At 70.3% G+C, this 15,344-nt stretch carries 9 protein-coding genes; 5 read left to right on the top strand and 4 right to left on the bottom strand.

Translation table 11 applies throughout. The features are described from left to right. Positions 1–58 precede the first annotated feature (58 nt). Positions 59–3,253, bottom strand: a complete 3,195-nt coding sequence (fxsT, locus tag HAV39_RS05515) for an FxSxx-COOH system tetratricopeptide repeat protein (RefSeq protein ID WP_191838090.1) — start codon at positions 3,251–3,253, stop codon at positions 59–61. A gap of 512 nt (positions 3,254–3,765) precedes the next feature. Between fxsT and HAV39_RS05510 the strand changes: the two genes are divergently transcribed. The 5 genes from HAV39_RS05510 to HAV39_RS05490 all read left to right on the top strand — a co-directional run bounded on the left by HAV39_RS05510 (position 3,766) and on the right by HAV39_RS05490 (position 11,093). Further along, complete coding sequence (locus HAV39_RS05510) at positions 3,766–3,951, top strand: hypothetical protein (protein WP_191838089.1); 186 nt, start codon at positions 3,766–3,768, stop codon at positions 3,949–3,951. Next, the gene (locus tag HAV39_RS05505; RefSeq protein WP_191838088.1) at positions 3,948–5,171 is read left to right on the top strand and encodes an aKG-HExxH-type peptide beta-hydroxylase; all 1,224 of its coding nucleotides are present in this window, start codon (positions 3,948–3,950) and stop codon (positions 5,169–5,171) included. Before HAV39_RS05510 ends, HAV39_RS05505 begins: the two co-directional genes overlap by 4 nt. 93 nt (positions 5,172–5,264) lie before the next feature. Next, positions 5,265–7,655 carry a WD40 repeat domain-containing protein gene (locus HAV39_RS05500; protein WP_191838087.1) on the top strand — a complete coding sequence of 797 codons (2,391 nt, stop codon included), beginning with the start codon at positions 5,265–5,267 and terminating at the stop codon, positions 7,653–7,655. Positions 7,656–7,774: 119 nt separating this feature from the next. Then, on the top strand, positions 7,775–9,133 hold the full coding sequence (locus HAV39_RS05495; RefSeq protein ID WP_203736625.1) for an alpha/beta hydrolase: 1,359 nt from the start codon (positions 7,775–7,777) through the stop codon (positions 9,131–9,133). A 13-nt stretch (positions 9,134–9,146) separates the two neighbouring features. Continuing rightward, on the top strand, positions 9,147–11,093 hold the full coding sequence (locus HAV39_RS05490) for a hypothetical protein (protein ID WP_191838085.1): 1,947 nt from the start codon (positions 9,147–9,149) through the stop codon (positions 11,091–11,093). 18 nt (positions 11,094–11,111) lie between these two features. On the opposite strand, the gene HAV39_RS05485 is transcribed toward HAV39_RS05490, so the two are convergent. The 3 genes from HAV39_RS05485 to HAV39_RS05475 form a co-directional block, all read right to left on the bottom strand. Then, positions 11,112–12,869: an extracellular solute-binding protein gene (locus HAV39_RS05485; protein ID WP_191838084.1), complete on the bottom strand. Its 1,758-nt coding sequence runs from the start codon at positions 12,867–12,869 to the stop codon at positions 11,112–11,114. 137 nt (positions 12,870–13,006) lie between these two features. Further along, positions 13,007–13,633, bottom strand: a complete 627-nt coding sequence (locus HAV39_RS05480) for a hypothetical protein (protein WP_191838083.1) — start codon at positions 13,631–13,633, stop codon at positions 13,007–13,009. Between the two features lie 149 nt (positions 13,634–13,782). Then, positions 13,783–15,186, bottom strand: a complete 1,404-nt coding sequence (locus HAV39_RS05475; RefSeq protein WP_191838082.1) for a serine/threonine-protein kinase — start codon at positions 15,184–15,186, stop codon at positions 13,783–13,785. Positions 15,187–15,344: the final 158 nt, after the last annotated feature.

Here is a 15,344-nt window from a genome sequence, read left to right as displayed (position 1 = left end):
GACGGTGGGAGCCGTCGGCCGGAACCGTTGATGTCCGGCGCGGGCTGAGGCGCCGCGCTCAGAGCGACGGAACCTCGATGTCGATCTCGGCTCGCCGGCCGCGTTCCACATTGATGGTGTCCGGGTGCTCGGTGCCGAGGGTCTCCCACAGTTTCTGCAGCGCCTGCAGGCGGATGTTGTTCGCTTCGGCGTGGCGGCCGACAGCGGACAGGTCGAGCGCGAGGTTGGTCGCGCTGGCCAGGGTATCGGGGTGATGGGCGCCCCGGGCGGCCACGGCCAGGTCGTACACCTCCTGGGACAGGGCATGGCTCTGCTCGGCCAATCCCGCGGCGGCGAGGTTGTTGGTGTGATTGCCCATGCACGCGATGGTGTAGGGGTGCTCGTCGCCCAGCGTGCGGCGCAGGCTCTGCAGCGTCTGTTCGTCGAGTTCATGGGCTTCTTCGCGCATGTTGAGCGCCCGGTACACGATCGCGAGGTTCACCGCGCACGCGAGGATGAACGGGTGCTCGCTGACGAACCGCTCCTGGTAGCCCGCGAGCGCCTCCTCGCCGACCGTACGGGCGTTGAGTAGGTCCCGCTTGGCCCGCAGGGTATTCATGAGGGTCATCGTGGCGGCGAGGGTGAGCGCGTGCCGGGGACCGTTGACGGCCCGCGAGCTGTCAAGCTCGGCCTCGGCCAGCTTCGCGGCCTTGCCGTACTCACCGAGCTTGCGGGTCAGGATGACGATGTTGCGGCGGGCGTCGAGCAGGTAGCGGTGCCGGCTGTTCTTGAGGTGGATCTCGAACAGCGCGAGCTGTTCCTGCTGCTGCCGCAGGGCGAGGGAGTACTGGCCCAGCCCGGTGAGATCACGGACGATGTTGATGACCAGGTCGAACGTCTCGGGGCTGGCATTGCCGCCGTCGTCTGCCAGGCGGCGGCGCAGGTTGTCCTGGTCGCGTTGCAACGACGCGTCGAACTTGCCCAGCAGCCGCAGGTCCACGGCCAGGTTGTGCGAGGCGCGCACCGTGCCCAGGTCGTCATCGCCCAGGACGCGCCGGTGTCGTTCGAGGGTCTCCTCGTCCTGGACCCGAGCAGCCGCGAAGTCTCCGAGAAACCGCAAGTCGGCGCCGAGTGAGTTGGACACCTGGAGGCAGTACGTGTGATCGGGACCGAGCGTGCTCTCCAGGAGCTGGTAGGTCTCGTGGGACTCGGTCCGGGCGCGCTCGTATTCGCCGAGCGCGCGGAGGGCGTTGCTGAGATGGAACCGTGCTCGCAGCGTCATGACGTCGTCCGAGCCGAGCTTGTCTCTCCAGACGTCGAAGGTGCGCTGAGCCAGCTGGCGGCTGAACGTGGAGTCGCCGATGGCGAACCGGTACCGGATCTGGTCGATCACGACCTGCCGCACGTGCGGGTCCTCGGAGGCGACCAGGCCCGCATCCTCGATGTGCGGGGCCAGCTGGGCGTGCCGGGACCACGTGTCGCTGCGGTCGGGGGTGCCCGGGTTGGCCAACGCGAGCACCTCGTGCGCGCTGTGCGTGTTCTCGACCCGCTCCTGCGGGCTCAGCGAGTCGCGCAGGACCGCGCGGACGAGATTGTGCACCGTGATGAAGTCGCGGCGGGCGTCCAGTTGGGCCAGGGCGAACTTGCCCAGCTCCTGGACGGCCTTGCGGAAGACCAGCTCGTCCCGGAGGGCTTCCTTGAGCTCGGCGGGCAGGTCGGCGCCGCGGCCTCCGCGCAGCAGCGGGATGGCGATCGGCTCCGAGCTGATGAAGGCACACAGCTGCAGTAGTTGCGCTGCCGCGGGGGACTGCTCGCGCAACTTGTCGAAGGTGATCCGCCAGGTGGCGCCGACGGGCTGCGGGTATTCGGTGGGCGTGCTGTAGTACAGCATGCTGACCAGGTCGACCTCGTTGAGATAGGTCTCCGCGGGCATCGCCGTCTGCTCGTGGAATGATGCGGCCTGGTCGAGGGCCAGTGGCAGATGGCCGAGTTTGTCGGCGAGAGCGAGGCTCTGCTCGGGTGTGAGGGCCGGCCAACGCGTGGCCAGGAATGCGCTGCTCTCCTCAGCCGAGAACACGTCGACCTCGACCAGGTTGGAATTGGCTGCCCAGCTCCGGCTGAGCGTCGTCACCAGGATGTGGCCCATGCCCTGCGGGAAATACTTGCGGATGTCCTGCGGCTCGGTGGCGTTGTCGAAGATGAGCAGCCAGCGGCTGTAAAGGCGACCCAGGCGCAACTCGTCGAGCGCGGAGTCGATCACATATTGGACGTCGCTGTTCTCCGGCACTCCGAGAGCTTTGCCCAGGGAGACGAGCGACCTGCGGATGGAATCCTCTCCGGACGCCGGAATCCACCATACGAGATCGTATGAACCGCTGTATCGATAGGCGTATTCGATGGCTAATTGAGTCTTGCCGACGCCGCCTAGTCCCTGCAGCGTATAGGGCAGAGCCATAGCTGACGTCTTGGCCTCGAGTGTGCTGTGCAACGACTCCAGTGCCTCATCGCGGCCGGCAAAGAAAGGGTTCCTTGGTGGAAGGCCGCGCATGACGGCGGGCACGGACTGCACCGATAGGGAATTGATTACTATGCCGCGATTCATCTCGTCGTCTCCGGAAATCAGATCTTGCTCTGATTGTATGCTAACGTCCGTTTCGCGTAAAATCGCCTGTTCGGAGGGGTCTCCGGCCGAGTCGCGCCCGCGCCACGGCATGGACCGACAGATGGCGCTCACCTCGTCGGGAACACGCATCGATGCCGCGGCCGCGCGGATCAGCCCGTGCATCTCGGCCGCGACCGGTTCCCCGCCCGTGTGCGCGACGGCTTCGAGGAACCGCCAGAGCGTCTCGCCGTCGACCTGGTGCTGGGCCACCGCGTTCTCGATCAGCTCCAGCGCGGTGCCGCCGCGCACGTTCTCCTCGTCCCACCCGGACACCGAGATCGCGTCGCTGAGCAGCATCGCGCGTCGGATCGTCGCCGGTGGAAGCCCGTCGAGCACGGCGGTGATCCGGATTCGGTCGCCCGCGTCGAGCGGGCGTCGCGGGAACAGGTCCTCGACCAGGGCGGCCAGCGCCTGCCAGGCGGAGGTGTCGCCCTCCACCAGGTTCAGCACACCGACGAACTCCTGGATCCCGTTGACATCGAGGCATGCCGAGACGATCGCCCAGGTGTCGGCATCGGGGTCCACGGCGAAGCCGCTGCCGAGTTCCCGAGCCAACTCCCTGACGACCTCCGCGCGTCGACGCGGGTCCCTCATGGTCTCGACCGCTGCCACGGCGGCACGCAGCTGCCGTTTGTCTCGCAGCGACAGACGGCGGACTCCCCACGGTCCGTTGTCAGCGGCAGCCGGAGAAGGCCCGCTCGTCACGTCTCGGTACCTCACAAACAAACGGCTATAGGTGCGTGGCCGTCGCACCGCTGTCGGCGTCCACACACTTGGGCGGAATCTCTTGTTCGCGCACAGGGCGCGCGCTTACTCTGCCGCACTCCACCTTAAATCGCGATACCCGGCCGTCCTGAAAGTGGCATTAGCCAGAAATCTGACATCGAAATAGGCGGACATGACGGGCCGGAGTGCCTGCGCCGCAAGCGATCTGCCGGCGTGACCGAAGCCCGTCAAAGCCTGCGCGATCGGGAATCACCACCGAGCCCCGCCGTGTGCCCGCGCGCGGAAGGCGACAGAAACTTCGGCATAAGCTGTCCTTACAGATTCGTTATCTTCGACGTACGCTGAGTGCAAAGCCGACCTGCCGCCCGGCAACGGTGGGTGATGCACAAGGAGACAGGATGGCAGGCCCTACCCCGGAACCGCCGGAGCAGCGCGCGCTTGCGGACGTTTCCCCGCTCGGCATCCACGAGCTTTTGGACCGTTCAGACCCGGTGCTGATAGAAGCCGTCACGCAGCTGATTCCCCTTCTGCGGCGATCGTCGGACGTGCGGCTTGGCTGGCACAGTGCCATAGACGTGGAATGATGCGTTATCACACCATCGCACCCGACGCGTTCGACTCGTTGTCCCGGGTCACTGCCGATCCGGAGGTTGCCGCGTTTCTCCGCAAGGTGCGACTGAGCCGGACGCTTCTCCTCATTCGGCACATTGCTCTGTCGCTCGACGATGAACCTGCCGTGGCCGCGCTCGCTGCCGCACAGACGGCCGATGCCGCCGCATTCGAACGGGTCATGGCGTATCCCTGGGTGGGCGTATGGGCCGCCCGGTACGTGCGATCGTCGGCAGACGACGGTGACCGTGCTCATCTCAGCGCCGTGGCCGGTGCCGCCGCACTGCGTGCAGGCGTCCCTGAGGCGGTGCCGCTGCTGTCGGTGCGTCCCGGCGGCACGATCGCCCTGCCGACGCTGGGTGCGTTCGTAGGTGAGCGGCACCCTCGCAGGGTCGCACCAGCGGACCTCACCGGGACATCGTGGCTGCCGGTCAGGCATGTCCGCCTGCCATGCACGGATGGTGGTGAATGGGCGCTCGCGACGGACGACGTGGATCCCTATCGCGACTGCCATGGCTCGGCTGCCGCAGAACGCCTCGACGGACCGACGTGGGACACGTGGACAGAAATGCTACGGCGCGCCTGGGACGTGATCGCTGAGCACACGCCGCTGCGTGCACTGGAGATCGAGGCCGGGCTGTCAGCCGTGACGCCGCTGTCGAGTTCCGGTTCACGTGGGGGTGACAGCGCGACCAACGGCGATGCCTTCGGTGGCTTCGCGATGAGCCTGGTCGACGATCCGTACAGTGTCGCGGCCACGATGATCCACGAATTCCAGCACAGTAGGCTCAATGCGCTGACCGATCTGGTGACGCTGGTCGACGGCACCTCCGCGGATCTCTATTTCGCGCCGTGGCGCCGGGATGCGCGTCCGCTGGAGGCGCTGATCCACGGGATCTTCGCATTCATCGCCGTCGCTCAGATGTGGCAGGCGGTGCGGCACGTGCCGACCGTGGAAGAGGCTGCGACACGCCACTTCGCGCTCATTCGTGCTCAGTTGAGCAGAGCCGCGCGGCCGCTGCCGCTCGCATCCGGACTCACCGCCGCCGGCCGCCGCCTTGTCGCCGGACTGGCCGCCGCAGTCGAGGAGCTCGCCGACCACGACGTCCCGCCGGCGGTTCACCGGGACGCGGTGCGGGCCGTGGACGCGGCGGAGCACCGGCTGAGCACCACGCAGGTGCGACTGCCGGCATGAAGGCGCCGTTTCGCATGGGCCATTCTGGAGACGACGTGCCGAACCGGCTCGGCGCCCGACCGGCCTCGGGCGTCACCGTGGTGAGGAGGCCCCGTGGCCGGACCGGGTGAGCGCCATCGGCTGGTGGCCGAGGCGCTGCTGGAACGGACGCGGCGGGCGCTGCCCGCCACCACGCCGAACGCCTATGTCGTGCGATATCTCGCCGAGCACGTCGCGGAAGCCGGTACGTGGTCCGGTCTGGCAGCGGCCCCGGAAGTGCTCGATGAACTGGACCCGCAAGCGGTCGCATCGGTGGCGCTGCGTACCGCCTTCGGCCGGGCCGACCTGCCGGAGGCGATTTCCGCGACGCTCGCCGGCCGCCATCTGCTCGCTGCCGTGCCCGCTCGGGACAGAGCGCTGGTCCGGGCGATCACGGCGATCCGGCACGCGGGCGGCGCACCGTCGCGCACCGCCCGCCGCGGCTGTGTGTGGCGACTGGTCTGGGCCCGGCTGCGCCGGGATCCGTGGCAGGTCGTGCTGGCCGGACATTCCGCCGGGGTCACCGCGCTGGCCTCGGTCCCGTTGCCCGACGGCCGCGTGCTCCTCGCCGCCGGATGCGCGGATGGCAGGATCAGGCTGTGGGACCCGTCCAGCGGGGATCCTGTCGGTATGCCCCTGACCGGGCACCGGCGGGAGATCCGTGCGCTGGCGGCGATGTCCGTGGCCGGAGCCACGCTGCTCGTCTCGGCATCCGTCGACGCGCTCGTCGCGTGGAACCCGACGAGCGGTGGCCGGCGCGACCTCGCGGCGGATCGCGCGCGGGCGACCCTGGTGACCACCGTCGCCGCACCGGACGGCGGCACCGCGATCGTCACCGCGGGCGAGGATCAGACGGTCCGCTTCTGGCACCCGATCGACGGCGGGCCGTATCCCGGCCTGAACCCGACCCGGTTCGCGGTCGGCATGTCCATCGTCGGCCTCGTCGGTCTCGACGGTCGGGCGGTGGCCGTCGTCATCGGACCGGACCATGCGATCAACCTGTACGACACCTTCACCGGCACCGCCGTCTGCGCGCCGCTGAAAGGACACACCGACCGCGTGGAGTGCGTCGCCACGATCCCGCAGCCGTCGTCCCGACAGCTCGCCAGCGCCGGCCGGGATCTGACGGCGCGGGTGTGGAATCTGCACACCGCCGCCGAGGCCGTGGCACCGTTCGTGGGGCATGCGCGGCCGGTGACGGCCACGACGGTGGTGCCGTCCGGCGACGGCCTACCGCTGCTCGCCACGGGGGCCGCCGACAGCACGGCGAGGCTGTGGACTCTGGCGGACGGCGGATCCGTAGCGCTGCTCACCGGCCACACCGCGGCGCTGACCGCGATGTGTGCGGTCGAACTCCCTGATGGCCGCACGCTGCTGGCCACCGGTGGCGCCGACCGCACCGTGCGATTGTGGAACCCGAAACCCGACCCCGCCCTGTCCGCGGCGCCCACCGAGTCCGTCATGGCGATGACGGTGGTGCCCGGCGCCGACGGCACCCCACGGCTGGCCACCTCCGGCGTCACCGCGGACAGCGTGCAACTGTGGAACCCGGTCGACGGGTGGCCGGGAGCCCGACACCTGCTCGGCCGCACGGGCATCGCAGCCATGATCACTGCTTTACCCGACGCGGAGGGTCGTCCGCTGTTCGCCACCGCGGGCAGCCAGAGTGTCAGGATCTGGAACGCCGCCACCGGGGACCCCGTGGCGACGCTGCCGGCCGCCTCGTCGGCCCGGCTGACCGCCCTGACCGCACTCCCCATGCCGGCGGGTCCGGCATACCTGGCGACCGGGGGCGAGCGCGGCACCGTAGGCCTGTGGGACCTCACCGCCATCCGGCCGACCTACCGCCGGCTGAACGGGCACGAAGGAGCGGTGCGCCACCTCGTGGCCGCGACGCCCGCCCGTCGTGGCGTGCTCGTCAGCGGCGGGGACGACGGCACGATGCGGATCTGGAATCCGCTGACCGGCCTGCCCGACTCTCCGGTGATCACGCTTGGCCGGCCGCCGACGGCGTTGACCACGCTGACCACGCCCGACGGTCGCTGCGTGATCGCTGCCGCGGTCGGCGCCTCCATCCGGTTCTGGGACGCGGCTACCGCACGTGAGCTGTCAGCCGCTGACGTCGACGACGTCGCCGTCCAGCCGTCGACCGGCCGGGCCCCGCACCCTGGCCCGGACATCGCGGGGCACCGGGCGGGCATCCGGCACGGCCACGAGGGTCCGGTTCGGAGCATCGCCTTGATGCGGCTGCCCGGGGGCCGGGTCATCGCGGCGACCGGAGGTGACGATCAGGTGCTCCAGCTGATCGACGTCGGCAGCGGCCGTTCGCTCAGCCGGCTCCCGATCGGCATGCAGATTCACTGCCTGGTTCTACTCGGCCGACGGATCATGGTGGGCGGAGCGCTCGGACTGCTCGCCCTCGACGTCGATCCGCAATCGGTGCAGTCACTGCTCACCGAGCGGTGACCGGTATCCGACCGGAGGCCCGGCCTGCCCTGGACCATCAACGACCAGCACTGAAGAATCATGAGCTGTACCGGACGGAAGGACGGGCGCACCGGATGGCAGAACCGCGGACATCGCGCGTGGAGGACGACCCGGGCCCCGACGCGGTCATGGTGTTGCCCGGCATCATGGGCACCGAGCTCGTCCACGCCGCCACCGGGCGGGTGCTGTGGGGCATCAGCGATCCGAGATGGCTGGCATCGGCGTGGACCACGGGGGATTCGCTGCGCGAGTTGGCTCTCACCGAGCAGGAGCGCGAGGGGGTCGTAGGCCGGATCAAGCCCACCCGGCTGCTGCGGGTTCCGGCCGGAATTCCGGTGCTGCGCGGAGTCGAGCCCTATACCGCGCTGCTCGCGGGCGTCCGGACGGCGGCCGCGCACCCGGACGCGGTTGCGGAGTTCCCGTACGACTGGCGGCTGCCGGTCGCGTACAACGCCGCGCGCCTGGCTGACGCCGCCGCTCGCCATCTCGAGCGATGGCGGGCACACCCGCGCGGCTCCCGCAACGCCCGCCTGGTTCTCGTCGCGCACTCGATGGGCGGACTCATCGCCCGCTACCTGACCGGTGTGCTGGGTGACGGCGGCATGGTCCGCACGACGCTGACCCTGGGCACCCCGTTCTACGGCGCGGTGAAGGCGGCGTACCTCCTGTCCACGGGGGAGGGCAGTCCCGTCCCGCTACCGCGGATGCGGCTGCGGGAACTGGTGTTGGGCATGCCGGGGCTCTACGACCTGCTTCCCGTGTACCGCTGCCTGGGCGAGGGCGACCGGTCCCGGCGCCTGACCCCCGCCGACATCGCCGCCATCGGCGGTGACCCGCTGCTGGCTGAGCAGTCGTTCGCCATGCACGAACGCTTGCGCCGCGCCGACGGCGGCGGCCTGCGCTCGCTGATCGGCGTCGGTCTGCCCACGATGCAGAGCATGTCCGTCGTCGACGGCGTCGTCCACCCGCGCTACACCATCGAGGGCGACCTCGGCCGGGGCGCTCGACGCGAGGACCGGCGCGGCGACTCCACCGTCTACCGCGACTCGGCGAGCCCGCCGGGGCCGCCGCCCGGTGTCCTGCCGCAATCCCACGCCGCCTTGGCCAAGTGCCGCGAGTCCATCGCGTTCGTGCACGCCGAGATCACCGGACACCGGCAGGGGCCGCCGATGGCCGGCAGGGGCGACGAGGTCCGCGTCGACCTGCCGGACGTCGTGGCGGTGGGCGAGCCGTTCGACATCGTCGTCGAGACCGCGGACGGACCGGCCGCCGTCTCCTGCACGTTGGAGGAGGCCACGACAGGCGACCAGCTGCCGCCGCCGCTGTTCGTCAGGCGGGACGGCGTGCTGGTCGCCACCGCGAGGGTGGTCCAGCCCGGCCTCTACCGTGTCGCGGTCAAGCAGGGCAGCTACTCGGCGGTGGAACAGCTCATGCTGGCCGTCCCGGCGATCGCCTAGTCGAGGCGCCGCGGTGAGTCCACTCCAGCAGCCCGGCGCCGCCGGACCCGTGTTCGCGCTCGTGCCCGTCGCCTTTCCCGCCTATCTGCACCACGATGCGCTGGTCGACGCAGACCGTGAGGTCGACCGGATCGGCGCTGCGCTGGCGCACCTGGGTGCGAGCATCCGCCACTGGCCCCTGGAGCCCGAGTCGCGCACCGAGGCCAACGCCAAGGCCCGGATGCAGAGCTGGGCCTCCCGCGAGCACGACCTGCCGCACTCGATGCTGGCCTGGATCGGCCACGGTGCGGCGAACCAGGACAGCGGCTGGCTGGCCGCCTACGACACGGCGGCGACCATCGTCCGGCGGGGGATCAGCGTCGACACCGTCGCGGGCCCGGTCTCGGACGAGTGGCTGGAACGCAGCGGCGACGAGGGCGCTTGGTCGATCGTGCTCATCCAGGCCTGCGGCGCCGGAACCTTCGCCAAGCGCCTCATCGCGAACCTGTTGGGCAAGCCCCGCGACCCCCAGCGGCTGATCCTGATCGGGGTGGGCAGCGAAGGCGCCGCGTACCTCGGCGCGGTCGGCGATGCCCTGGAGGAGATGCTCGAGAAGGGCTTCAGCGACAACGACGACAGCATCACTCTCGCCGACTTCGCCTACCGGCTCCGGGCATACCTCGGCAGGCGAGTCGGGGCCGATCTGGTCGTGCACGAGTTCGCCCCCGACGGCGGCACACCGCTGCGGCGGTCGCCGGTGGTGCCGGGCGGCGTCACCGCACCCGTGAACGTCTACCACGAACTGCGCGCCTTTCTCGAGCGCCAGCCGCCGGACGTGCGTGGACACTTCGTGCCCAAGGCCCAGGGCGCGGAGCTGAGCGAGCTCGCCTGGTATTTCGTCGGCCGGAGCAGGGAGCGCGGCAGAGTCGCGGGCTGGCTCAAGGACACCGCCTGCGGCATGCTCGTCGTCACGGGCGGGGCTGGTTCGGGAAAGTCCGCGCTGCTCGGAAACGTGGTGGTGCACAGCAATACGCGATTGCGCGATCTGCTGGTCGACGCGGGATTCATCGTGGCGCTGCCTGACGCGGAGCAGCCGCCACCCGAGGTCTTCGACGGCGTGATCCACCTGGCCGGCATGACCACCGCGGACCTCGTTCGCCGGCTGGCCGAAGTCGCCGGCATCAATCCCGCTGCGAGGGCCGCTGCCGATCTGGACGCGCTGGTGAAGGCATTGTCGGAACGCACGCTGACCGTGCTGCTGGACGCGATGGACGAAGCCCAAGAACCCGCGGTCATCGCCGGGTCCGTGCTGCGCCGCATCGCCGCGTTGCCGGCAGTGCGAGTCGTCGTCGGCACCCGCCCGTCGGTGCACGACCCGCAGCGTCGAAATCCGGTCACCGAGCTGCTCGACGCGTTGGGGGCGGGGCCGACCACGTCCGTGCTGTGGGTGCCCCGCGACACCGAGGCCACGGAGGAGTACGTGCGCCTGCGGCTGAACGGGGCCCGCAAGGCCGGACGCCTGCGGGCCACGGCGACGGCCGTCGCCGATGCGGCGGCGACCGTCGCCGGCAACGGCGAGTTCCTGTTCGCGCGGCTCGCCGTGCACGAGATCCTCGCCCGGCCGAGGATCCTCGCCCCCAAGCAGGCAAAGGCTCTGGCGGAACTTCTCGGCAAGGATCAGCGGGAGCTCTTCGCGGCGGCTGTCACCCGGCTGAGCGCCGTCTCCGCGACGTTCGATCCCCTCATGGAAGCGCTCGCGCTCTCCCGCGGTCGTGGTCTGCCGAGGTCCGACGGCATCTGGGCCACGGTCGCCACCGCGCTCACCTCGGGTCGCGCGGTGACGGAGGGCGACATCGACCAGCTGCTCGACGCGGCGGCACCCTACATCCTGCTCGACGTCGAGGACGGCCAGAGCGTCTACCGGCTCTCTCATCACAACTTCCGGGAGCACTTCGAAAGCCGGCTCGCCGCCTCTGCGTGAGCCGGCCGGCGACCGGACTCAGAAGCTGCTGAGCAGCTTCACGAAGGCCTCGTCGATCTTCGCCGGGTCCTGGGCGTCGAACGCCTTGCCCGCGGCGGCGGCCGCGATCTTCTCCAGGGTCGGCAGGTCGGAACCCTGGTCGAAGGCGATGCAGAACACCTTCACCGGACGGTCCGGGTCGAGGGCGATGTCGCGCAGCAGCTTGGCCAGATCGTTGTCCTCCGGGTACTCGTTCTCCCCGTCGGTCAGCACCACCACCGCGTTGATCCGGGTGCGGTCGTAGTTCTCCAGCATGTGCCGGTGCGCCGCCCGGATGGTCGTGTACAGGGCGGTGCCGCCGCCGGAGCGCATCGCGTCCAGCTTCGCGCCGAACTGCCGGTCGTCCAGCCGCGACAGCGGCAGCTGCGCGCGGTACGGCAGGGGCGAACCCGCCTGCTTGGCGGAGAACGCCCACAGCCCGACCCGGTCCTCGCTGTTGAGCAGCTTGATGCCGTTCTTCGCGGCGTCCATCGCGTATTCGAGCCGGGTGTGAGTGCCGACCTTGTTGGCCGTCATCGACCCCGACACGTCCACCGCCATCAGGATGTTGGCCTTCTTGCGCAGCGTCTCCCAGCCGGCCTTGATGCCCTGCACGACCTCCGGCGACGGCGGCTCGAAGTAGGTGCCCGGGGCCTTGGCGCCGCCGACCACCTGGACCAGCTGGTCGGACGCGGTCTGCTCGTGGTCGCGGAACCCGATCGCGGCGAACTCCCGCTGCTGCGGGGCCTCCTGCAGGAACGCCAGGAAGTCCGCGGCCCCGGCCCGCTGCGCGTCGCTCGCCTGCGGCAGCACCACGTACGGGTGGTCGAGGTTGAAGGTGCCCTCTTTCGGATACAGCGCGACCAGCTGCTCGCGGGGCTTGCGGTTGTTGCTCAGCGCGCCCGTGTTGTAGAGGTAGACCAGCTCCTCCTGGGTGACGACGGCGCTGAGGTCGGAGCCGGCGGCCTCCCCGTCGACCCTGGCGAGGTCGGCGGCGGCCAGCGAGCGCAGCAGGTCGACGACGTCGTCGCTGTAATGGGAGACGTTCGCCTCGATCTGGCGGACGAACCTGGTCACCTTCGGGTCGCGCACGTCGGCGGCGGTGAGGTCGCTGGAGGTGCCGGTGGCCGCGTAGTACGTCGCGATGGTCGCGGCCAGGCCCGAGGTGGACAGGTTCGGGTTGTCCTTGCCGAAGGTGAACCGCTTCCACTCGGGCTTGCCGAACTCGGCCCAGCCCTTGTCGCCGGACATGCCGAGGATGTCGCCCCAGCCGAGCGCGCCCTGCTGCTGCAGGAACCGGGCCTTGGTCGCGGGCATGGCGATGACCAGCGGGCTGTTGGCGATCGACGCGTACTCACCGGGGGTCTGCTCCGGGTGTCCGGCGGCCTTGTCGAGCAGCCGCAGCTGCCCGGTCCACAGCGTCGAGGTCGGCAGCCACACCTGCGGCCGGGGGCTGCCGGTGCCGGACAGTGCGGCCCAGTCGCCGGCCAGCGCCTCCATGGCCTGCCCGGAGGTGAGCCCGGTGACGGTGACGTCGGCGCACCGCCCGCCGAAGCGCCGCCTGGTGTCGTTGTACCGCTCGGCCAGTTCCTGGACCAGGTCGCTCTTCTCGGTGGAGGAGACGACGTCGAGTGCGACGCAGTCGCTGCGGTCGCCCGCGACGGCCGACACGTACACGTAGGAGCCCGCGATCAGGGCGAAGCCGACAGTCGCGGCGAAGGCGACCGGCAGCCACCTCTGGGTCCGGCGCGAAGCCATGGCACTCCTGCTTTCCTACTTGGTGCTCGTTGCCGAGCGGTTCGGATAGTTCGCTCTCCGCCCGGCTGGTGCCTGGCTGGAGTCCTGGACAAGCAGTCTGGTCCGGCGGCGATCGGTCCTGTCCAGCAGGATCTGCTTCACCATGCGGTGCGGGGTGCGCAGGGTGATGTCGGGACCTCGACCCGGCCCTCGCGCAGGATCAGCCGCAGCGTGCCGGTCGGTGCGACAGTGGTGTTCAGCCCGATCCTCACGAGCTGGCGGCGCTGCAGGCCAGGGATGGCCAGCCACAGCCGGCCGCGGGCGTCGGCCTGGGTGTTGTGCTGGTCGGCGCGCACCACGATCTGGTTGTGGGTGCGGTTCTTGCCGGGCTTACCGTGCTGCCGCATCTGCCGGGTCAGGTAACGGTCGTCGGACCACTTGTCGGCCCGCGGCAGGGTGAACAGCCGCTTGCGCTCGGCCGGGTCTCCGGCGTGGCGGCAGATCGCCCGGCGCACCACAGCCTTGGCCGCGGCGCGGTTCGCGGCGATGTCGGCCATCGCGTCCCGGACGGTGTCCTTCCACGCGTTCGCCAGGACCTCGAACTGCCGGTGGGTGCCGTCGGCCGGCCACCGGTCCCGGACCTGCCGGTCCGTCGAACTGGCACCCGCGACCGAGCCGTAACGCTGCCAGACCGCCGAACGGACCCGACCCAACCGGCGGGCCTGCTCGGCCAGCGCGGCGTACTTACCCGGGTTAAGCCGATCAGAGTACGCAATCCGGGTCACCTTCATCGGCTGCCTCGATCCAACAGCCAGACCGACCAGCCCCCAGCCGCGACGGTTGCCCAACGCAGGGCCGCAAGATCGCGATCAGGCCGCTTGCCTGGCGAGGTCGGCTTCCTGGCCATCACTTGTCCGCCATTGTTGCGATCGGTTCAGAGCTCGGTCGGGTCGGGTGCGCCGTCGTCGAGTGCGACGGCGGTGAACAGGCGCACCAGGTAGACGAAAACGAGCACGCCGCCGCCGACTGCCATGCCGGTGCCGGTCTGCGCGGAGGGGACGTAACCGGCTGCGAAGCCACCCGCGCCCAGCACCAGCGCGGTGGCGATGCCGAGCGGGTCCCCGACCTGCCGCAGCAGCCGCCGCGACCGGGTGGCGCGGCGCGCGGCAGGAGCGGGCGAGCCGTGGCTACCGGCTGGCTGGGGAGCCGGCGGTGCGGGTTTGGCGGCCGGGGGCTGCGGGACCGTCGGGGCCTGCGGCGCAAGCGCGCTCGGATCGGTCGGCAGTCGGGGAGCGGTGACGGTAGACACGGCAGGTGCCGCCGCGGGGGTGACGGCAGGCGCGGTGACGGTCGGCGGGGACGGCTGCGCCGCCGTCGCGGTGAGCGTCGCCGGGGCGGTCGCCGTCGGCGCGGGCGCGGCGGGGGAGTCGCCCGGCTGGAGCAGGGCCGTTGCCGCGTCGCTGCCCTCTTGGAGTGCCTCGACCAGCGGCACCGGGGCGGCCGGCGTGGCCTCGTGGCCGAGCAGGCGCATGAGGAGCTGCTGCGCGGTCGGCCGGGCGTGCTGGTCCTTGGCCAGGCACGCGACGACCAGCTCGCGCAGCGTCCCGGTCAGGTTGTCCAGGTCGGGCGGCTCCGACAGCACGCGCGCCATCACGGTGGCCATCGAGTCGTGCCCGAACGGGCCGCGCCCGGACGAGGCGAACCCGATGGTCGCGGCCCACCCGAAGATGTCGCATGCCGGACCGACGTCCACGTTGTGGAAGCGCTCCGGGGCCATGTACGGCACGGTGCCCATGACGTGCCCGGACATGGTCTCCGCGCCGAGCGCGCGGGCGATGCCGAAGTCGATGACGCGCGGGCCGTCGCCGCCGAGGATGACGTTGTCGGGTTTGAAGTCGCAGTGCACGATGCCGGCCTGGTGGATCGCGGCGAGTGCGGTGGCGGTGCCGACGGCGAGCCGGTAGAGCGCGTTGTCGGCGAGCGGTCCGAGGTCGCGGACCTGCTTGTGCAGCGTCGGCCCGGCGATGTACTCGCTGACGACGTACGGCAGCTCGGTGTCGATCTCGGCGAAGAGGATCTGCGCGGTGCAGAACGGGGTGACCCGCCGGGCGGCGGCGATCTCCTTGGCGAACTGCGCCTTGGCCTTCGGGTTGTGCTGCAGGTCGACATTGATCGTCTTGACCGCGACGCGGCGTTCGCTGGCGTCGACGCCGAGGTAGACGACTCCCTGGCCGCCCTTGCCGAGCCGTCCGAGCAGCCGGTACGGGCCCAGCGAGCGCGGATCGTGGCCGGTCAGCGGAGCCGCGTCGGGAACGGGGTCGTGCGCCATGTCGGCCATCTGCCCTCCTGAATCCCGATGATCCATCAACGAGCCGCAAGGATAGCGCCGCCGGTCCACCGGGGTGAGCCGGAGGTGAGTCCTCTTCACGGAGTGGACGGGCGCTCCGAATAGGAAACCAATCTTGCCTATCGACGGATTGTCAGTTAAGAATGTTT

Origin of the sequence: Catellatospora chokoriensis (assembly GCF_011297315.1) — a bacterium.
Taxonomy (GTDB): domain Bacteria; phylum Actinomycetota; class Actinomycetes; order Mycobacteriales; family Micromonosporaceae; genus Catellatospora; species Catellatospora citrea.
Note: the sequence above shows the minus strand (reverse complement) of the source record. Positions and strands in the feature narration are given on the sequence as shown.